We start from the raw sequence: 19,408 nt of genomic DNA on the forward strand, positions 1-19,408 counted from the left end.
TGATTTATGATTTTTGCAGCAAACCCAAAGCGCGTTCAGTGTTCTTTCTGTTGCGATATGCTGCAAATTGTTGATCTGCCAAAACGCCAAGCAGGATAACAGCGCCCATGACAGCAAAGTTCAGCGATGATGGAATGCCCAACAGATTGACAAGATTTTGCAGCTCCTGCAGCAGCACAGCACCAAGAACAATACCAATCACGGATCCTTCGCCGCCACGAAGCGAACATCCGCCCAGTACAGCCGCGGCAATAGCGTATAATTCATAAAAGTTGCCGTGTGATGATGGCTGAACCGACTTGGTGAACATTGCGAAATAGATTGCCGCGATAGACGCCAAAACCGCACATATTACATAAGCCGCGATGGTCACGAACCGGGTGTTTATGCCAGAGAACCTCGCCGCTTCCTCATTCTTGCCGACTGCGCAAAGATGTCTGCCAAAGACGGTATGGTGCAAAACAACCCACATGATTGCAGCAACGATCAGCATCGCAAGAAATGAATGCGGCACACCAAAGCTTCGCCCGATTGTGAGCCATTCCAGCTGTGGATAGCTTGATCCGAACGGGAAACCGGCAGTAGATTCCGCCGTATATCCCCGCGCAATGCCCCGATAAATCAGCAACCCGCATAGCGTCACCACAAAGGGCTGCAGTTTAAACCGGGTTATTAAAACGCCGTGCGCCAAACCGATCGCCACCCCCAACACAATCATTAGCGCGACGGCAAACGGCCATGGAACGCCAAACTTACCGACCATATCGACAAACAGGACGCCAAGCAGGGCAATGACCGATCCAACCGAAAGATCAATGCCGCCCGTCATGATAACAAAACCCTGCCCAATGGCAAAAAGTCCAAACAACCCGATCAGGTTTGCGGTATTTCCAAGGTTAATTGGCGAAAGGAAAAGCGGGTTTCGCATGTAAACGATGATACCCACAACGATAATCAGAACCGCCAAACCGATGTCTTTTTTTTGCATTTTTCAGGCCTCTTCCAGCACCCTGCCGACGGCAAGATTAAGGACGTTACTTTCGGAAAATTTCAGGCGTGGCAATTCCCCGGTGATCACCCCGTCTTTCATTACGACTATCCTGTCAGAGACACCGATTACCTCTTCCATATCACTCGATATCATCATCACCCCTACTCCACGATCCGCCAGAGATCGCATCAAACTGTAAATTTCGGCTTTCGCACCCACATCGATCCCGCGGGTTGGTTCATCGAAAATGATGACTTTCGGATCCATCGAAAGCCACTTTGCCAGAACGACTTTTTGTTGATTTCCGCCTGACATTTCATTGGCCGCGCGGCAAACATCATGTGTCTTGATCGCCAAAGAACTTCGCTGTGCTTCGGCCACCTCGATCTGACGTTTTTGCGAAACCAGCCCGTGCGACGCGAAGGCCGGAAGACTGGCCATCGTAATGTTCTCGACCGTTGGAAAATCCAGAATGAGGCCTGCACGTTTGCGATCTTCCGGAACAAGATAAAGCCCGGCTGCAATCGCATCGGTCGGCGATTTCGCGTTCAGATGCTCACCATCTATCAACACCTCGCCGCCAAGCTTTTGACCAACACCAAAGATGGCCTCGGCCAACTCCGTACGTCCGGCGCCAATCAGTCCGGCGACACCAAGGATTTCTCCCGCCATCAGATCGAAGCTTGCAGGACGATCAGGTTTGCTTTTGATGCAAAAATTTCTAACGGACAGGATTGGTTTGGACGACATTTGTGCAGGCGGTGTGTAAAGCGCCTTAAGATCACGTCCAATCATCATGTGGATCATGGCGTCATGGGTAACGTCTTCGCGCTCGAGCGTTCCGACATTATGGCCATCGCGCAAAACCACTGCGCGGTCGACACATTCCTCAACCTCGCTCAGGCGATGGGAAATATAGACAACTGCAATCCCTTCCGCCTTTAGATCCGCGATCACCTTTAACAGCATGTTGGTTTCAGACAGGGTAAGACTTGACGTCGGTTCGTCCATAATCACCAACCGCGCATTCATCGACAAAGCCTTGGCAATCTCAAGCAACTGGCATTCCGCCAGCGACAACGTCGAAACCGGTGTGTCTGAATGAAACTGTGCGCCCACACGATCAAGGAGCGGTTGCGCCAATTCATTCATGCGTTTTCGATCCGTAAGGCGCAGTGGCCCACGAACCTTTTCACGCCCCAAAAAGATGTTTGCCGCAACATCCATGTTATCGAAAACATTCAGTTCCTGATGAACGAAAGCGATACCTGCTTGTTGTGATTGTTGAACATCAAAGCTGCGATGCTCCTGACCATCCAGGATGATCCGTCCCGAAGTTGGCGCAATCAAGCCGCCTAGAATTTTCATGAGGGTTGATTTACCTGCCCCGTTTTCCCCAAGCAGGCCAACCACTTCACCAGCTTTGATCTGCAAAGACACGTCGTTCAATGCGACGACGCCCGGGTACACCTTGGTGACACCCTCAAGTCTCAGATCAAGCCTCTGCACTGCACTCATTACATTCGGCTCCCCAATGTCTTCGATATCAACAAAAGGTGCGAGTGGGCACGCCCGCAGTCTCATATCCGCACACACCCACTCGCTAGGCAGGGGGAAGAAATTACCCGCCTATTCTTTCCTTAACGATTGCTTCGAATGCATCGACATTGGATTTATCGATCACTTTGGTGGGCACAATAATAAGACCATCACTTGGAACCTGTGACGTATCACCCTCCAGATAATCCGCCATCAGGTGCATGCCTTGATACCCCCACTGATAGGGATCCTGAACGACCGTGCCTGCAAAACTGCCCTCACGCACAGCTCCAAGGGTTACAGGGTCTTCGTCAAAGGCAATAACAGTGACCTGCCCCAATTTTCCGGCTGCCTGCAATGCTTCATAAATTTTAGGCGGGTTGTAGGAATAGAACCCGACCATGCAGTTGATGTCCGGGCTGGCCGCAAGTACGTCATCGACGTTTGAACGCGCGCGGGCAAAGTCAACATCATCGCCGCGAACGTCAACAAGCTCGATCCCTGCCCCTTCGACGGCCTGACGGAAGCCTGCAATACGTTCGATGGCGTTATCCGCACCAAGGAAACCGACGAAACCCATGCATTTGCCGCCGTCCGGCATAGATTGCACCGCAATTTCACCAGCCTGAACACCAGCAGCAACATTCGATGAACCTAGGTATGAAATACGATCGCTTTGCGGCGCATCACTATCTGTGGTGAACAGCGGAACCTGGGCGGCAATGCGGTTGAACGCATCGATCGAGTTCTTCGGATCTGCTGATGAAATCATGATCGCATCGGTCCCGCCCGCAACCAGATCATCCATCAAAGCGTTTTGGAGCGCAGCGGTCCCCTGTGCAGGATAGCGGAACTGCAACTCATATTCCGGCAGTTCAGCCTGCGCAGCTTCAACCCCCGCTTCGGCAAGTTTCCAAAAGTCAGATGCAGCATTAACCACAAAAGCCAGTTGTTGTTTTTCTTGTGCGAATGCGCCGCCTGCCAAAACCATCGACAAACTGAACGCCGCAACTGTTGATGCAATTTTCATTGTTAATCCTCCCGATAAATTGCCAGCACATCTATGTTTATAAATTATCTTCGTGCTGATTAATTAATAATATAATTAATAATAGTGGATCAAGCTCTTTTCACCAAGAAACCCTAAGTTGATGGAACATTTTAGACATTGACCCATTTTTGCTGGGTTTCGCTTGCAAAAATCGCGTCAAGGACGCGCATGGATGCAATGGAATCCTCAATGCCGTATGGCAATGGCATTTGCGTCAGGATTGCTTGGGCAAATTGTTCGGCCTGCTCGGTGTACTGATCGCATGGCGGTATGACCTCGCACCCTGCCATGCTGCCATCGAAGCTTTCGCCGTGATCAACGATCAGGACGGTTTCCTCGCCTTCTGGCGCGTTATAGGGAATCATGACCTCGGCACGGGCTTTCGTTCCGAACACATTTAACGTCTGGTACGGACATAACTGCGTCGATACAACGAAGGACAATTGCCGACCGCTCCCAAAATCCGCAACCACACTCGCAGTGCGATCAGTCTTAAACTGTGGATCACGTTCAATCAGTGCGGTTACCCGCAAAGGTTCTGTTTCGAACAGGAAGCGGCCGGCTGTGATTGGATAACACCCGATATCCATCATCGCACCACCCCCGTTTTCCGGGCGATTGCGGATGTTATTCTTATCATCATTGAAATAACTAAAAGCCGCCTGAATGGCGCGCACCTGCCCTAGCTCACCGCTTCGGACCATTTCGCGAAGACGAAGCCATTGTGGATGGTAGCGAACCATAAAGGCCTCGGTGACCATTACATCTTTTGGGCAACTGCGAAGCCGTTCGGCATCTTGGGCGTTTAGCCCGATAGGTTTTTCACACAGCACATGCTTGCCGGCTTTCGCCGCGGCTATTGTCCAGTCCACGTGCATATCATTTGGTAGCGGGTTATAGATCGCGTCAATTTCCGGATCCGCAATCAACGCCTCATATGAGGCATATGTTTTTTGAATCCCAAGATCCCTAGCCGCCTGCACTGCACGCTCAGCGTTCCGCGATGCAATCCCCAAAACATTCGAAGAAGCCGAGTTCTGGATTGCGGGTATCACTTTCTCCAACCCAATATTTGCTGTCGAAAGAATACCCCAGTTGATTTTTCTTGTTGCCACGCCTGCTGCCTGCTTTGCCATAGGTTGATAAAAATTGAGCCGGATCTGAAAAACAGACCCGGCCCAGCTCTTGATTTCTCGATGTTAGTTGTCCGCGCAGAAACCCGGATCAGATTGATTGCAAACATCAAGACCAGTGAACAGCGGATCATCGACTGATTTGCCGTTGATCAATTCGATCATGACATCGGGGGCACGGTAGCCCATTTCAAACGGACGCTGCCCGACCTGCGCATGGCTGCGCCCATCACGGAAAGCCTGCGTCTGCGGAGGAAGCGTATCACCCGCAATCAAGATCATGTCTTTGGATTTCAGGCGATCCATCACCTGATCGGTGACTTGCGCATAGGCTTGTGGTGCAAACTGGGCCCAGCCGCCAATCAGAATAAAGGCGTCCAAATCTGGATTTGCGGTAAAGGTATCTGCCATCTGCTGATTAGCCAGATCGACCTGATCATTTGTAAATACCGGGCATCCCTCGATTTCCGTCCAACCATTGGTGCTATCAAGGCGCTCAATGCCTTTGGCCCCGGCAATTGTGTCCCGGAAACCGGCAGCACGCGCATTAATATTGTCTGCGGCAACATTCCCCAACTGCAGACACACAGACCCACCAGAAGGCTTTAATGTCATGGCTTCTTCGGCCATTTTGACACCCATCAGGTAGTTATCCGTTCCCAGATAGGTCGTCCGCAAATCACGATCTTTTTCAAGGAAATCAGCATCGATCGTCATCACTGGCACATCCGGATTGATCTGGCGAATGCGGTTTGCCATGGCCGGTGCATTTGAAGGTGAGATCGCAATCGCTGCAACACCACGGGTCAGTAGATCGTCGACGATCTGAACTTCACCGGCCTCGTCCGCACTTGATGCGGGCCCGGTGTACAGGCACTCATATTCCGAGTCCATATTCTCGGACATCCACTTCTGACATCCCAGATTAATCTGTTCGAAAAAAGGGTTATCCAAACCTTTAACCACAATGGCCAATGTCTTCTTATCATTGGCATTTGCAGCGCCAACACCTGTCGCAAGAATCAACGCAGATGTGAGAGTTAATAACATCTTATGTTTCACGTTTCGCTCTCCCTAGTTGGTCTGGCCCGGAGTTGATTACCCCGGATACCAGATTGTCCGAGGATCGTTCGGCTTCCTTTCATAAGACCAGGCGCGCTCGATCATCCCCTCGAAATCGACTTTCGGCCGCCAACCAAGCGCGTGACGCGCCTTTGTGTTGTCCAGCCAGTTGCTATGAAACGGCGTAGGCACTTCAACAATCTCCATCCCCCGCGTCCGCAGGAGATACCCTGCGACCGACGCGTAATCGACTGGCTCATCCATCGCGATATTAAAAAGTTCCTGCTTTGCGCGTGGGTTATCCAGTGCTGCCAACAAGGCCGCGACCAAATCGTCAATATGGACAAAGTTGCGTTTAAGCGACGCACCGGTGCTGTCGCGCATCAACGGAACAAATCCGCCTTGCCCAAGGCGGGCTGCCTTGTCCGCGCTCATCAAGTCACTCCAGATCGGCCCGCCAAATTGGTCCGCGCCAAATGAGAGCGCGTATTTAAAGTCATCTTTTTCCATGATCCAGGGCGCACGCAAAACAGTGCCGTTCAGGCCATACTGGATCTGATATTGCTCGATCATGACTTCCTCGAGCACCTTGGTCAGTGCATAGCACCCGCTGTAAGCTTTTCGCGGCGATCTTTCGGTAATTGGTGCCGGATAGTCCTTGAAAATATGCCCGACACTGCAATCCCCTCCGATCAGGATGAATTGCTCCAACGTCGGCGACTGCCGGGCTTCCTCAAGCAACAGAAACATCCCCTTGATCGCCACATCAATCACCAGATCGGGGCTTTCTTTCACTGCAGCCATGTGAAGTACGTGGGTCACACCGTCCATTGCCGACGCTACGGCTTGCGGATCTGCAAGGGATCCGGTCACGACCTCCACCCGCTCACCCGCCTCAATTCGACGGTTGTGACACAGCGCCACGACCTTGGCGGATGCAAATTGTGGCTTTTCAAGAAATGCCGGCAAGAACGCTTTGCCTACCTTTCCGGTTGTGCCCGTAATCAGAATCTTCATTAATTTTTCTCCCAGTTGAATTAATAATATTTATTAATAATAATGAGTCAAGTAACCTTGCGATAAATGAACCGGATAAATTCATGATTCGGACCAATTAATAATTATTACCTTTCTCCCGCCTGACGGGTTGTCTTGATACGAGCGAAAAGGTATTACCATTGGCGCTTTGGTGACCTACCCCGTGCCAAATCGATCAAGTCGCCGAATTAACGGCAGAATTTGTAAGTCCGTTTCGGGACACCTGATGCAACCGCTCAAGAATAGTGCTTGGCCAAAAGACCAGAGGCAGAACAAGTCAATGTCGGAAAAGAAACACTACGGTGGCAAAAACCGTCCTACGATGATGGATGTGGCGACAATGGCCGGCGTGTCACAAGCGACAGTATCGCTTGTGCTAAACGGTAGCCCTGCCAAACTAACCGAAGCCACCCGACAGCGCGTGATCGATTCTGCCAATGAAGTCGGTTACCAGCTTGTTCGCCGCGAAAGCCAAATGGCGCCAAGCAGTAAAGTGCGCTCTACGATTATCTTCATCGTAGATGAAATCAGCACCGACCCCTGGATGGCCCTCGCCTTCGAAGGCGCGCACAACAAGGCACTGGAATACGGGATTAATGTCTGTCTGGCTGTTAGCCACGGCAATGCCAACATCGAAGCCAGTATCGTTAATCAGATGGCAGATTCGAATGTCATCGGATTTCTCTACGGTACGATCCTGACCCGACTGGTAGAACTGCCACCTGCACTGTCAAAAAAACCAACAGTTCTGGTGAATTGCTATGACAGCACACGGACACTACCGTCGGTTCTGCCAGGTGACCTTGTTGGTGGACGTGCTGCAACAGAACGGCTGATAAGTGCCGGACGCAAACGCGTTGCCATCATTAACGGCCAAAAAGGTGTCGACGCGTCGCGCGACCGCCTTAAAGGATATAAACAAGCACTTGCCAGTAACGATATGCCATTCCACCCGGAACTCGTTCGTCCGGGAAATTGGGAGCCTTCAACAGGCTATTCAATGACGCACGAACTGATGGCACTGGATAATCCGCCGGATGCGATTTTTTGCGCCAATGACTTGATGGCGCTTGGCTGTTTTGATGCCTTGCGCGAACTGGGCCTAAGTGTTCCAGACGACGTCGCTGTGATTGGCTTCGATGACCGGGAAATTGCGCAGCACACCCACCCGTCTCTCACCACGCTGATTTTACCTCACTATGAAATGGGGGAAATTGGTGCGGAACTCCTGATTGACAGTGTGGGCGGACTGCTTGCGACCCAAAACCAGATCAAGGTCGAGTGCGTTTTGGTTGAACGTGATTCTGTTGAGAAATCATCGTAACACATTGAAATTAAGTCCGGCCCCACTCGGACCCAGCCCGGCTTCCTATCTTGTCTGGATTAGCGAACGAGTGCTTCGCTGTTGACATGAATTGCATAGACACTTGTCGTTGCCGTTATCAGCAACTCGTTTCCACGCGCACCACCGAACGTAAGGTTTGAGACCGTTTCCGGAACAAGAATCTTGCCAAGCAACATGCCCGACGGATCAAAACAATGCACCCCGTCCGCAGCAGAGCACCAAATATTGCCGTCGCAATCGACCCGAAACCCGTCTGGAATGCCGTTATCTATCCGTGCGAAATCACGACCGTTCTCAAGCGTGTTATCGTCACGCACGTTGTAAACACGAATAACGGCCGGGATGCTCTTGTCATGGCTGCTTCCTGATTCTGCGATATAAAGCAGCTTTTCATCGTTCGAGAATGCCAGACCGTTTGGTTGACTGAAATCACATGCAACGGAAACGACATTTCCGGTTTCCGGATCAAAGCGAAAAACGTTCCTGTCCACTTGCTCCGGCACGCTCTTGTTGCCTTCGTAGTTTGACAAAATTCCGTATGTCGGATCGGTAAACCAGATTGATCCGTCCGCCTTTACGACAACATCATTTGGCGAGTTCAAACGCTTGCCATCAAACGTATCCACCAATGTTGTAATCTTGCCGTTGTGTTCTGTGCGGGTAACCGATCTGGTGCCATGTTGACACGTGACCAGACGGCCATTCCCGTCAATGGTGTTACCGTTGGCAAACTCCGCATTTTCGCGAAACACATTGACGGTTCCGTCCTGCATCCACCGGAAAATTGTCTGGTTTGGAATATCTGAAAACAAAAGGCACTGGTGCGCAGGAACCCATACTGGTCCTTCCGCCCACAAATGCCCGCCAGAAATCTTGCGTAAGCTTACATTCGCCAACACAAGTTCACGAAATCGACTATCTAAAATCTGATATGGTTCAAACATATCGCGAATACTCTTTATTTTTGTCAGTGGCGCGATTGGTTAAGTGGTGTCTCTTTGCGGCTTGTTCGCTTGCATAATCAAGGCCGTACGACCCCCGCTATGGCAGACTATTTGTACGGGGGCCGTAACCGGCTTGATCAATCGTGATCAGAGCGAATGCAAACAGTGCGTTCAATTACCGCACCAATTGCTGTCTGCCGTAAATCAGCAACATGCCGATGATGACCACCCCAAACACAACCTGACGGAATGTGTCGGACGGGATATCAACACCAAGCTGGGCGAAGTAGCGTTGCGGCTGCACAACCGAAAGCATCGATTGCAAGATCGTGATCAGAATAACCCCGGCAACAGTGCCGACATATTTTCCGCGACCACCCAGAACGTTTGTCCCGCCCAGAATGATTGCTGCAATCGTTGGCAAAAGATACGGATCCCCCATCGCCTGATAGGATCGGTTTGCCCATCCAGCCAGAAGAACACCGGTCATTGCCGCACATGCGCCTGAGGCAATGAAACAGATCAGGATCACTTTGCGCGTATCCACACCACTTAAGAAAACGGCACGCTCCTGAATGCCGACGGCATAGATACGACGACCCAGGACTGACCGGTTGAGCATCAACATGATCAATCCCCCCAGGATGGCCCAAATCAAAAGCGGATTGGGAACACCCGGAATGAGCTGCCCTACGGCCAACTCCCGCATGAAGTCGGTCGCGCGGTCCTGTGGTGCAAAGCCGCCTGTATGATAAACCATCAAACCCTGTGCAACGGCATTCATGCCAAGGGTAAATATCATCGCTGGCGCACGGAGATATGCCACACCTAATCCATTGATCGCCCCGATCACAACACCACACAAAACACCAAATGGAACGGCAAGTGTTACACCCCATTCAGGTCCGAGAAACCCGGTAGCACCTGTCGCCATCATGCCGCCAACACCGATTGTCCAAGGAATGGACAAGTCAATATGGCCCAGAAGAATGACCAACATCACGCCGCTTGCAACAACACCAAGAAAGGACGCGGTGTGAAGTTGCTGCATCAAATATTTCGGTGACAGAAAGGCCGGTTCCGCCATTGCACCGATCAACAGAAGAATAACAATACATGCAAATGCGATGAGCGTTGCCTGATCGAATTGCCTTGCGATTACGCCTTTATTGCTCATTTTTCTGCCTTACCGATATATGTCTAGTCTGTTCTTGATTCTCAGCACGCGCAGCGAGCCAAGGCTTACCGCGACAAGCAATACAGTGCCGACAAAAAGCGGCTGCAAGACAGGGTTGATATCAAACACGATCAAAAGGTCACCGACGGTTCGCATGACGAAAGCACCGAAAATAGATCCGATGGCACTGCCCGCCCCGCCAAACAGAGACGTCCCGCCAATCACAACCGCCCCGATCGAGTTCAGCGTGTATTCATTGGCAATCGACATCTTTGCCGCCCCTGAATAAGTCAGGGCCGTCAGCAGAATGCCACCAATCGCTGCAAGCACGCCGCTCAGCGTATAGGCCAGAAGTTTTGCGCGATTGATGGGGATGCCAGACATATAGGCAGCCTGCTCAGACGATCCGATGGCAAACGAAGCGCGCCCCAGAACCGAACGGCGATAAGGGATCCAGATAAATACAACCACTGCCAACAACAGCAATACAGAATGTGGAACAGCATAAGTTGACCGTGTCATGAAGTCGGCGAACTCGAAATTAACCGATCCACCCGGTTGCGGACGAATGGCAAGAGCTATGCCGAAATAGACCGCACTCATCGCAAGGGTCGCGATAAGCGGCTGCAAGCGACCATAAACGATGATGATACCGTTTATTGAACCACAGATGGCGCCAACGATCAGAACGGCAATAATGCCAGCGGATGTTGTAACCGGCCCACCGACAACTAGCGTCGAGGCCAGACAATTAGAAAGAACAAATGTCGCACCAACGGAAAGATCAAGGCCGCGCGTGATTACGGGCAATGTCTGCGCCATGGCGACCAAAGCCAATAAGGCACCCTTGTTGGCGGCTGTATTGATCATATTTGGCGTCAGACCAGTTGCCTGCTTCCAGCCATATACAAGAAACATCACAGCGAAGATGAGCATTGCGATAAGAATGCCGCGCTGTGCAGATGAAAGCCGCCCAATCAAGGGAATGCGCTTTTTTTGCGAGACCAGATCAACCGGTCCAGATATCTCACTCATAGCGTCACCTCTTGCGGTTTTTCCGTTATTGGAATGGACGAAATTTGTTCAGGAAGATTGAGTGCCGCTGAAACGAGATTTTTCTCGTTGAGTTCGTCCCCCGCAAGAGTTCGGACGATCTTGCCGTCATACATGACGAGAACGCGGTCACAACACCCGATCAGTTCGTCGTAATCTGTTGAATACAAAAGGATTGCGCAGTTCTCACCAGCCAGCTTTTGCAGCAGTTGATAGATTTCCTGCTTGGTACCCACATCAATACCGCGTGTCGGGTCATTCAAAAGAATGATCCTGGGCTTTGTCATGAGCCACTTACCAATCACCACTTTTTGTTGATTGCCCCCCGACAAAGCCCCGACCGGCCCATCAATGCCATCAGCCTTGATCTTGAGAAGATCGATCATCTCATCAATGGCTTTTTCTTCGGCATCGATATCAATCATGCCCAGTTGGTTGACCTTCTCCAAGGCGGCGAAGGACAGATTCTCGCGTACTGTCATCGACAGCATCAGCCCTTCGTGCTTGCGGTCTTCAGGCACAAGTGCAATTCCGATATCATCGGATTTTGCCATCTTTGGGCTGTTTAATTTTACCGGCGCACCATCAATCTCAACCGAACCGGATGCACCAATCAGGGTGCCAAACAGGCCAAGCTGAAGTTGGCGTTGTCCTTGACCGTCCAGACCGCCAAGACCCACAATTTCACCCGGTCGCATATCAAGATTGATGCCATTCAGCTCGCCTCCCCACGAGAAATCTCTTACTTTCAGGATTGGTTCTGCTGTAACCGGCCCGGATTTCTTGGGTGGAAACACGCTGTCATATTCGCGGCCAATCATCATTTCGACAACGGCGCCATCGGATTTTGTACCGGCCTTGAAAGTCTCTACTTTCTTGCCGTTTCGATAAACCGTGCAAGTATCTGCAAGTTCCGCGATTTCGGGCATTCGATGCGAAATATAGATAATCGCCATGCCTTCGTCGCGAAGCCGATGCAGCATCGAAAATACTTTATCAACATCGGCTGCGGTCAACGCCGACGTTGCTTCATCCAAAATCAGAATTTTCGGGTTCCGCGCCAAGGCCTTGGCAATTTCGACCATTTGCCTGCGCGAAAGCGAAAGATTGCTGATGGTATCCATCGGATCAATGTTTTCGCCGCCTACCCGCTCAAGCGCCTCTTCGGCCATTCTGCGTTGGGCGCGATAGTCGATGAAGCCGAATTTGCGCGGTGGGCGCGTGATCCCGATATTATCGGCAACGGTAAGATCAGGCAGCAGCGACAGCTCCTGAAAAATACACGAAACACCAAGATCATTGGCTTCTTGTGGATTGGCAAAACTGACGGTCTTGCCATCAATTTGAATGATTCCAGCATCAGGTTGCACGACCCCGGAAAGTACCTTGATCAAGGTCGACTTGCCTGCGCCGTTTTCACCAAGGAGTGCGTGGATTGATCCACGTCGGGTTTCAAAGCTGACATCTTCAAGCGCCCGGACGCCGCCATAACGCTTGGTAATGCCTGACATCGACAATAAATTATGAGAACTGATCTCTGACACGACAGATTTCCTAACTAGAAAAAATACCGTCGGCTTGACTGGTGCCGACGGTATTTCGACGTTTCTTGCTCTTAGTTGTTTTCGCCTGTCTGAGACGCAATTTCTTCAGCGGTAAAGCCAATGTCACAAGCTTCGAAATTGTTGCCTGCAAAGAAGCTACCCGGCAGTTTTGGGAACATCTCAACGCCTTCTTTGAATGGCGCATAAGAAATTGAAGTTGGCAGTGCAATACCTGAAGGAATGACTTCCCCCTTAAGGGCTGCAATGGCGGTTTTGATCGTCACAGAAGACTGTGCAGGACCGGTGCCGCCAGACTGGCAGCTAAGACCTTCTTTGTTGCACAACTGACGAAACGCGTTTTCAGTTTCACCTGAAATTGGTGCTTTGAACGCACCAGAATCAAGCATTGCAGTCGCAACACCCTGCGAACCACCCTGAACGTAGATCCCGTCAAAAATGCCACCTGCCGCGATGGCATCTGCCGTTACTTTCTGGCCATCTCCCGGTGCCCAGTTCCCGACAACATCAACGACTTCAATGTCGCGTCCTGATGCCTTGATAACTTCCTGGAAGCCATTGTTACGGGCAATATCTACAGGTTGTCCTGCAGGTCCACGCACGTGCAAGAACTTGGCCGGGCCATCACCACTTTGCTCAAGCAGGAACTCGCCAGCTTTTGTGCCAAGTCCCTTTTGATCAACGTTGATGGCGATCTGGTTTGGATCGTCGATGACGTTGTCAAACGACAGTACGACAACATTGGCTTCGTTGGCTTTACGTACCACAGAACCGAATGCCGCAGTGTTATTGGCATTGACGATAATTGCATCAAAACCTTGGTCGATAAAGTTGTTGGCAGCAGCGATCTGCGCGGCGATATCTTCGCCTACAGACACAACCTTGAACTCTTCAATATCGGCGGCCACTTCGGGTTGTGCGGCATATGCTTTTGCGACCGCAATCATTTGGACCCGCCAGTCATTGGCAATAAATCCGTTCACAAGTGCGATCTTGTAGGGCCCTTCGCGTGCAGGCCACTGGAAATAGGCTGTATCATTCGACACAGGTGTGAAGCAGGATGGGTCTGCACCAGGACCGGAAACTGTATTTGGGCCCGCAAACGCAACCTGGGTAGTCATAAACAGTGCCACAGTGGCAGTCGTCATTTTAAGTAGTGTTTTCATGGTATTCCTCCCGTTGGATGCGCTGTTATTCAAATCTTCCTTCGCAGGTCAGCGCCCCTGCAGGCATGTTGCAAGTTCTCTCAGAAAACCAACCACCGGCTGGCTTTCTGAACGTCTCAGTCGATATCTCAAAAGCGCATTGAAAATGACAATGCGCCGATATCCGAGTTGAGTTTTCTTCATCAGGAGGTTTGGTCTTGGACTCCGCGCTCCCCTGACGTCAGCACGCCACGTCTTATTGTTTTTAATTTCCTCACCTTGAAACGGTGGATGTGTGTTCATGCTTGCACAGGCAATCACGAAACCATGACGCAATTTTCATTTGTTCACGTTAAATCGTAAAGAGCGGTTCACGCACAACGCGTACGGTGTTACGCATCCATGTTGCGGGTTCCCGCAAGACAGGAGAAATGCGGATGAATATGATTTAAAGGGTGGAGGAAACAACCATGTCGGATCTTGCTCACTACCTTCGCATATCCAATCTGCTTGCGGGTAACCTTGATATTCATTCAGCGTTAAGCTCGGTCAAAACCGAGATCGACAAGATTATCGAGTTTGACCATCTTGATGTTTGTCTCATCGACACAGACAAGACATGGGCAACGGCCTATGAGGTCGGCGTGCAAACAGCCTGGAGTAAGATGCGTTCTAACGTGTACAAGGCACCGATCCGCGACATCCTTCTGGGCAAAGCTGATCATCTTTTAACCGGCAACGCATTAAAGGACCCGCGTTTCATCTTTCCCGGCGCGGTAAGTGCGCCCATTGTCGATCACGAGTTACGCAGTCGCGTAAGTGTCGGCATGAAGGTCCTTGGCGAAGTCGTCGGGTCATTGAATTGTTCCTCAAAGAAAGAGGACTTTTATGACAACTCCCATGTTGAACAGGTTCGAATCCTCGCAGACATGCTGGCCCCATATTTTTATGCTTTACGGGCAAATGAAAAGGCCAACAAAGAAGCAATAATTCGTGCCGAAATTCTCGCACGCGAAGAAGGTCTGCGACTTGGCGCGCTGAGCCTTACAGATGCCCTTGAAGCTGAACGCCAGCGTATTGGCATGGACCTGCATGATCAAACTTTGGCCGATTTGACACGCATCGCCCGAGACATTCGACCCGGCCTAAGCGAGGCACAATATCTTCGATTGCAGCAGCAGGTCCAAAATATGATTCAGGGACTGCGCGATATCATTGATACCTCTATTCCCTCAATCCTTGATCTGTTCGGCTTTCACCATGCGGTTCAGACGCATCTGGAACGTGCTGTAAGCTATGACAGCACAATGCAGTTCAAGGTTGACGATCATACAGACGGGGCAATTGATTCCTTACCAGAGACAACACGGATCGCGGTTTTTCGTATTTGTCAGGAAGCAATCAATAACGCCGTCATGCATTCCAATGCGGCTCTGGTTTCGGTTTCAGTAACCGAAAGCCCGGATGGCTGTCTGAGTATCCAGATCTCAGACGACGGTCAGTTCCAGCCTCAATCAAGAAAACCTTCTAGTGGATTGGAACATATGAAAACCCGTGCGCGGCTCATCGGTGCGAAATACGACCTTTCGACCACAGACGGCACACAAATAACAATTCAGCTGCATCAAACAACCAGAAAAGAGGGAGACGTTTTCCATGAAAATATTGCTGGTTGAAGATGACAAAATGCACGCCGATTTTCTTATGGAGATCGTCGAAAGTGCCCTGCCAGAGTTCGATGAAATCCTGCTTGCCCAAAACGGCAAAGAAGGAGAAACCCTCGCCCATCGCTATCAGATTTCCGCAATCGTGATGGACCTTCGAATGAAGGAACATAACGGTATTGAAGCTGCCCGAACCATTTGGGCGGAACGTCCCGAAACCCGCATTCTTTTCTGGTCAAACTATTCCGATGAAGCATATTTGCGCGGAATTACGCGGATTGTTCCCGATCAGGCTGCTTATGGTTATGTCCTGAAAACGGCCACACAGGACAAGATGCGATTGGCTTTACGCGCCGTCCTCATTGAAGCGCAGATTGTTGTCGACCGCGAAGTTCACCAAATTCAAGCCCAGCAAATGCGCTCACGTAGTGCTTTGACGGAATTCGAATACGTTATCTTGCTTGATCTTGCACTGGGTCTTCCAGACAAGGCAATCGCGATACGACGGAAACTCTCGCTCCGGACAGTACAGAACCGATTATTGTCACTATATGACAAACTGGATGTGGAATCTCAGGACCAAAACGAAATGGGGATCGTCCTTAATAAACGTACCCGCGCCGTTTCCAGTGCCATTGCACGCAAGGTAATCAATCGCGAAGGTCTAATCACCGCAAATAAGGAACTTGGGGCATGGCTTGCACGCCCACCTGTTTCTCTAGATTGATATATTCTAGGGACCGTCTGGGCATTATGGGACAAATTCGCACTTAACGTTCACGGGGGCTGAAATGAAGACCAAACTGGTCCCTGCACCCGGTCTATTTGTCAGCACACACAATCAACCCGATAAAATCGTTGAGCAGCATAAGATCCTCAGACTGCAACAAAGGTTGGTGATCAACGTTATCAATCCCCGTGGCTTTAAACGTCGCTTCGTAACAACACCAACGCTGATAGAACGCGATGACGTCACAGTCATCAGGCCACCCCATTGACTGACTGATACCCGAAAAATCACGATCTTCGTTCAACTGTTCAACATCAATCCCGATTGAGATGGATGGAACTTTACTTATCGCGGCACATACCAATCCCTTGCTGTGGCTAAGGCTTGCACTGAATATTGTGCCGTTTACGCGAATGAAGGGTCTTCCGCTGCGTTCCCGTAAGACTTCGATCATTGCCGATGGCCCAAATATGTCCATCGACAACTTCTCAAGCAACATCCAGCCATGTAATGAGGATGAATGACGTTGCGATTTCCGGGATTGGTGTGATTGCCATTCCAGCAATGAGTATGTCCAGACAACATTCCCTCCAAACACAGCCTTCGCGGCAGTTTTGGGTGAAATAACATGGTTGGGACAAGTTTTGGTTGAATGGGGCATCATACTTTCATTACATCAATGGAGCGTTCCGTGAACGACGTACGCTGATCCTTATATGGATCCATCAAATAATATCAGTAAATGGTAGGTTGGATATGCGTAGTTTCAAATTTGCAGTTGTCGGGTGTTTGGTACTTCTTGTTGCCGCGTGCCGAACAGTGCCAATCGAAAATGTAACCAAACAGGCTTTTCCCGCTGATGCTGCCAAACTTAGTCTGACGCAGGTCGAAGAAGCCATCATCTCAGCCGCAACGAACCGTGAATGGATTGTCACCCGCCGTGCCGAAGGTCAGCTGTTTGCCACCTACTCACCGCGTAACCATATGGCAAAAGTAGAGATTGATTTCGATAACACCGAATTTTCAATCACCTATGCCGACAGCACGAACTTGAATCACAGTGGGGATTCCATTCACTATAACTATAATCGTTGGGTCAATAACCTGCGTGTCGATATCTTGCGCGATGTGTCGGCCAAAGCGGCCCTCGCCAACTAAGGCTATATGAACGTGTTTGATGCCCGTATTTCACGCTGGGCGTTCTGGGACTCACATAAGGATCACGCGGTTCTTGAGTGCGGAACGTCTGGCGAAAACTCTCAAACCATTCACGCTATGGATAGCGCTGTTCTGGCAAAGGGCATCAAACCCGCACTGCGAAGACGCCTTGATCTCTATGGGCGTGCTGCTGCTGAAATGCTTTCAAGAACCCTTCAAGGCGATGACAATCCACATATTGTATTTGCATCGCGCCATGGGAATTTGGACAGGACACTTAAACTCATACATCAAGTTGCGACCGACGAACTATTGTCTCCAGCCGATTTCGGTATGTCGGTTCATAATGCACTTGTCGGTATTGCCTCGATCAACTGGTCAATTACCGAAAGCCACACAGCGATTTCAGCTGGAAATGACACGCTCATAAGTGCTCTGACAGAAACATTGTGTCAGTTGGGCGATACGGGCGGCCCGGTGATTCTGGTTTATATTGATCTTGTTCTTCCAGAAATCTATCAGGATGTAGAGCTTGCGAACATTCATGGCGTGGCTCTTGGTTTACGGTTTGAGCCAATAACTGACGATGTCACGCGGTCAGATACCTTTTCGTTCAGCACAATGCCCGCACGAGACGCCGCCGTTTCGCCACGCGATCAAGCCCGGTCACTTGCACACTACTTACAGACTGAAAATGCGTATGAATTTAGTTTGATCGGAAAGTCTGGTGCATGGAATTTGATCCGGCATGACTAGAGCGAAACAAACGCAAAGCAATCCCCCCAAAGGGTTAAAGTGGTATTGGCGCCTGTTTGCCACCGGATTTGCATTTACCAGTTTTGGTTTGGGCGGCCTCTTCATGGCGGTAACTATTTTTCCTGTCATGATCGTGATACTGCGCGATCGACAAAAACGCCGCCATTCCGCACAATTTGTCATCTGTCGTGGCTTTAGATTATTTACTTGGCTGCTGGACATTACCGGCGTTGCAGCGGCCCAGACTGAAAACATCACAACGCTAAGGCAGGCAAAGGGTGCCATCATTATTGCCAACCACCCTACTCTGCTTGATGTTGTGATGATTCTGGCCCAGCTGGATCGCTGTCAGTGCGTGGTCAAACATGAACTGTTTCATAATCCGTTCCTTGCCGGTGTGGTCCGGGCTGCAGGCTTCATCCGCAATGATGACAACCCGGAAAACTTGCTAATTCAGGCGAGGGATCATTTGAATTCTGGCGCGTGTATCCTGATTTTCCCGGAAGGAACCCGAACGCCAAGCCGAAAAAAACTGGGAAGACTACAGCGCGGTGTTGCAAACATTGCGATAGAAACAGAAGTCGACTTGATTCCGGTGGTTGTGCACTGTAATCACGATACTCTGAAAAAAGGGGTGCCGTGGTATCGTATTCCGCCCTCAAAAATACTGTATCGGATTGTGGTTGATCAGCCACTTTCACTTGGGGACATATGTGAACCGGATTTGAGCCGTGCAAAACGTGCACGCGCCATCACCCGGCTCATCAAAGACTATTTTGTGGACAGACTAACGCATGACTTCGCTCGAAACCGAACTTAAATCCTTTATTATCGAGACACTTAATCTCGAAGACTTGAATGTTGAAGATATCGATAGTGACGAAGCCCTTTTTGTCGATGGACTGGGGCTCGACTCAATTGATGCGCTGGAACTTGGCGTCGCCATTCAGAAGAAATATGACGTGCGGATTGACGCGAAAAACGAGGAAGTAAAAACCCACTTCGCGTCGGTTCGCAATCTCGCAAAATTCATTCAAACCAATAAATCGGAGGGATAGTC

19 protein-coding genes are annotated in these 19,408 nt (G+C 50.4%); 7 read left to right on the forward strand and 12 right to left on the reverse strand.

All coding sequences use genetic code 11. The annotated features are described in order from the left end of the window. Window positions 1-4: 4 nt before the first annotated feature. The 6 genes from RIC05_RS17345 to RIC05_RS17370 all read right to left on the reverse strand — a co-directional run bounded on the left by RIC05_RS17345 (window position 5) and on the right by RIC05_RS17370 (window position 6,793). Window positions 5-988: an ABC transporter permease gene (locus tag RIC05_RS17345; protein WP_350045858.1), complete on the reverse strand. Its 984-nt coding sequence runs from the start codon at window positions 986-988 to the stop codon at window positions 5-7. A 3-nt stretch (window positions 989-991) separates the two neighbouring features. Continuing rightward, window positions 992-2,509 (reverse strand): sugar ABC transporter ATP-binding protein, encoded by a 1,518-nt coding sequence (locus RIC05_RS17350; protein ID WP_350045859.1) that lies wholly within the window; start codon window positions 2,507-2,509, stop codon window positions 992-994. Between the two features lie 103 nt (window positions 2,510-2,612). Then, window positions 2,613-3,560, reverse strand: coding sequence for a sugar-binding protein (locus RIC05_RS17355; protein WP_350044445.1), 948 nt, complete (start codon window positions 3,558-3,560; stop codon window positions 2,613-2,615). 131 nt (window positions 3,561-3,691) lie between these two features. Beyond that, window positions 3,692-4,717 (reverse strand): Gfo/Idh/MocA family protein, encoded by a 1,026-nt coding sequence (locus tag RIC05_RS17360; RefSeq protein WP_350045860.1) that lies wholly within the window; start codon window positions 4,715-4,717, stop codon window positions 3,692-3,694. Between the two features lie 63 nt (window positions 4,718-4,780). Continuing rightward, on the reverse strand, window positions 4,781-5,764 hold the full coding sequence (locus tag RIC05_RS17365) for a substrate-binding domain-containing protein (protein WP_350045861.1): 984 nt from the start codon (window positions 5,762-5,764) through the stop codon (window positions 4,781-4,783). A 48-nt stretch (window positions 5,765-5,812) separates the two neighbouring features. Then, a complete protein-coding gene (locus tag RIC05_RS17370; RefSeq protein ID WP_350045862.1) occupies window positions 5,813-6,793 on the reverse strand; it encodes an NAD-dependent epimerase/dehydratase family protein in 981 nt (326 codons plus the stop codon). Window positions 6,794-7,094: 301 nt separating this feature from the next. On the opposite strand from RIC05_RS17370, the gene RIC05_RS17375 reads away from it, so the two are divergent. Beyond that, a complete protein-coding gene (locus RIC05_RS17375) occupies window positions 7,095-8,138 on the forward strand; it encodes a LacI family DNA-binding transcriptional regulator (RefSeq protein ID WP_350045863.1) in 1,044 nt (347 codons plus the stop codon). A 59-nt stretch (window positions 8,139-8,197) separates the two neighbouring features. On the opposite strand, the gene RIC05_RS17380 is transcribed toward RIC05_RS17375, so the two are convergent. The 5 genes from RIC05_RS17380 to RIC05_RS17400 form a co-directional block, all read right to left on the reverse strand. Then, window positions 8,198-9,103 (reverse strand): SMP-30/gluconolactonase/LRE family protein, encoded by a 906-nt coding sequence (locus RIC05_RS17380; RefSeq protein WP_350045864.1) that lies wholly within the window; start codon window positions 9,101-9,103, stop codon window positions 8,198-8,200. A gap of 175 nt (window positions 9,104-9,278) precedes the next feature. After that, window positions 9,279-10,280, reverse strand: a complete 1,002-nt coding sequence (locus tag RIC05_RS17385) for an ABC transporter permease (protein ID WP_350045865.1) — start codon at window positions 10,278-10,280, stop codon at window positions 9,279-9,281. Window positions 10,281-10,289: 9 nt separating this feature from the next. Next, window positions 10,290-11,315 (reverse strand): ABC transporter permease, encoded by a 1,026-nt coding sequence (locus RIC05_RS17390; RefSeq protein ID WP_350045866.1) that lies wholly within the window; start codon window positions 11,313-11,315, stop codon window positions 10,290-10,292. Further along, window positions 11,312-12,877: a sugar ABC transporter ATP-binding protein gene (locus RIC05_RS17395; RefSeq protein WP_350045867.1), complete on the reverse strand. Its 1,566-nt coding sequence runs from the start codon at window positions 12,875-12,877 to the stop codon at window positions 11,312-11,314. The genes RIC05_RS17390 and RIC05_RS17395 overlap by 4 nt, the downstream gene beginning before the upstream one ends. Window positions 12,878-12,948: 71 nt before the next feature. Then, window positions 12,949-14,061, reverse strand: coding sequence for a substrate-binding domain-containing protein (locus RIC05_RS17400; protein ID WP_350045868.1), 1,113 nt, complete (start codon window positions 14,059-14,061; stop codon window positions 12,949-12,951). A 449-nt stretch (window positions 14,062-14,510) separates the two neighbouring features. Here RIC05_RS17400 and RIC05_RS17405 point away from each other — a divergent pair, with 449 nt between their 5' ends. Both RIC05_RS17405 and RIC05_RS17410 read left to right on the forward strand, forming a co-directional pair. Then, window positions 14,511-15,716, forward strand: coding sequence for a sensor histidine kinase (locus RIC05_RS17405; protein ID WP_350045869.1), 1,206 nt, complete (start codon window positions 14,511-14,513; stop codon window positions 15,714-15,716). After that, window positions 15,697-16,431, forward strand: coding sequence for a response regulator (locus RIC05_RS17410; RefSeq protein WP_350045870.1), 735 nt, complete (start codon window positions 15,697-15,699; stop codon window positions 16,429-16,431). The genes RIC05_RS17405 and RIC05_RS17410 overlap by 20 nt, the downstream gene beginning before the upstream one ends. A 94-nt stretch (window positions 16,432-16,525) precedes the next feature. Here the strand turns inward: RIC05_RS17410 and RIC05_RS17415 are convergent, their stop codons facing one another. Next, window positions 16,526-16,912: a 4'-phosphopantetheinyl transferase family protein gene (locus RIC05_RS17415; protein WP_350045871.1), complete on the reverse strand. Its 387-nt coding sequence runs from the start codon at window positions 16,910-16,912 to the stop codon at window positions 16,526-16,528. 278 nt (window positions 16,913-17,190) lie between these two features. Between RIC05_RS17415 and RIC05_RS17420 the strand changes: the two genes are divergently transcribed. Genes RIC05_RS17420 through RIC05_RS17435 form a run of 4 tightly spaced genes read left to right on the forward strand, consistent with a single transcriptional unit; the run spans window position 17,191 to window position 19,406 of the window. Then, a complete protein-coding gene (locus tag RIC05_RS17420; protein WP_350040700.1) occupies window positions 17,191-17,592 on the forward strand; it encodes a hypothetical protein in 402 nt (133 codons plus the stop codon). A gap of 12 nt (window positions 17,593-17,604) precedes the next feature. Next, window positions 17,605-18,348 (forward strand): beta-ketoacyl synthase chain length factor, encoded by a 744-nt coding sequence (locus tag RIC05_RS17425; protein WP_350045872.1) that lies wholly within the window; start codon window positions 17,605-17,607, stop codon window positions 18,346-18,348. Then, window positions 18,341-19,168, forward strand: coding sequence for a lysophospholipid acyltransferase family protein (locus RIC05_RS17430; protein WP_350045873.1), 828 nt, complete (start codon window positions 18,341-18,343; stop codon window positions 19,166-19,168). Before RIC05_RS17425 ends, RIC05_RS17430 begins: the two co-directional genes overlap by 8 nt. Beyond that, a complete protein-coding gene (locus RIC05_RS17435; protein WP_350045874.1) occupies window positions 19,143-19,406 on the forward strand; it encodes a phosphopantetheine-binding protein in 264 nt (87 codons plus the stop codon). The genes RIC05_RS17430 and RIC05_RS17435 overlap by 26 nt, the downstream gene beginning before the upstream one ends. Window positions 19,407-19,408: the final 2 nt, after the last annotated feature.

This window comes from Thalassospira sp., from assembly GCF_040218635.1.
Taxonomy (GTDB): Bacteria; Pseudomonadota; Alphaproteobacteria; order Rhodospirillales; family Thalassospiraceae; genus Thalassospira.

Coding starts and splice junctions, on each gene's coding strand:
- RIC05_RS17345 (WP_350045858.1), bottom strand. CDS start 988: ATGCAAAAAAAAGACATCGGTTTGGCGGTTCTGATTATCGTTGTGGGT.
- RIC05_RS17350 (WP_350045859.1), bottom strand. CDS start 2,509: ATGAGTGCAGTGCAGAGGCTTGATCTGAGACTTGAGGGTGTCACCAAG.
- RIC05_RS17355 (WP_350044445.1), bottom strand. CDS start 3,560: ATGAAAATTGCATCAACAGTTGCGGCGTTCAGTTTGTCGATGGTTTTG.
- RIC05_RS17360 (WP_350045860.1), bottom strand. CDS start 4,717: ATGGCAAAGCAGGCAGCAGGCGTGGCAACAAGAAAAATCAACTGGGGT.
- RIC05_RS17365 (WP_350045861.1), bottom strand. CDS start 5,764: ATGTTATTAACTCTCACATCTGCGTTGATTCTTGCGACAGGTGTTGGC.
- RIC05_RS17370 (WP_350045862.1), bottom strand. CDS start 6,793: ATGAAGATTCTGATTACGGGCACAACCGGAAAGGTAGGCAAAGCGTTC.
- RIC05_RS17375 (WP_350045863.1), top strand. CDS start 7,095: ATGTCGGAAAAGAAACACTACGGTGGCAAAAACCGTCCTACGATGATG.
- RIC05_RS17380 (WP_350045864.1), bottom strand. CDS start 9,103: ATGTTTGAACCATATCAGATTTTAGATAGTCGATTTCGTGAACTTGTG.
- RIC05_RS17385 (WP_350045865.1), bottom strand. CDS start 10,280: ATGAGCAATAAAGGCGTAATCGCAAGGCAATTCGATCAGGCAACGCTC.
- RIC05_RS17390 (WP_350045866.1), bottom strand. CDS start 11,315: ATGAGTGAGATATCTGGACCGGTTGATCTGGTCTCGCAAAAAAAGCGC.
- RIC05_RS17400 (WP_350045868.1), bottom strand. CDS start 14,061: ATGAAAACACTACTTAAAATGACGACTGCCACTGTGGCACTGTTTATG.
- RIC05_RS17405 (WP_350045869.1), top strand. CDS start 14,511: ATGTCGGATCTTGCTCACTACCTTCGCATATCCAATCTGCTTGCGGGT.
- RIC05_RS17410 (WP_350045870.1), top strand. CDS start 15,697: ATGAAAATATTGCTGGTTGAAGATGACAAAATGCACGCCGATTTTCTT.
- RIC05_RS17415 (WP_350045871.1), bottom strand. CDS start 16,912: ATGGACATATTTGGGCCATCGGCAATGATCGAAGTCTTACGGGAACGC.
- RIC05_RS17420 (WP_350040700.1), top strand. CDS start 17,191: ATGCGTAGTTTCAAATTTGCAGTTGTCGGGTGTTTGGTACTTCTTGTT.
- RIC05_RS17430 (WP_350045873.1), top strand. CDS start 18,341: ATGACTAGAGCGAAACAAACGCAAAGCAATCCCCCCAAAGGGTTAAAG.
- RIC05_RS17435 (WP_350045874.1), top strand. CDS start 19,143: ATGACTTCGCTCGAAACCGAACTTAAATCCTTTATTATCGAGACACTT.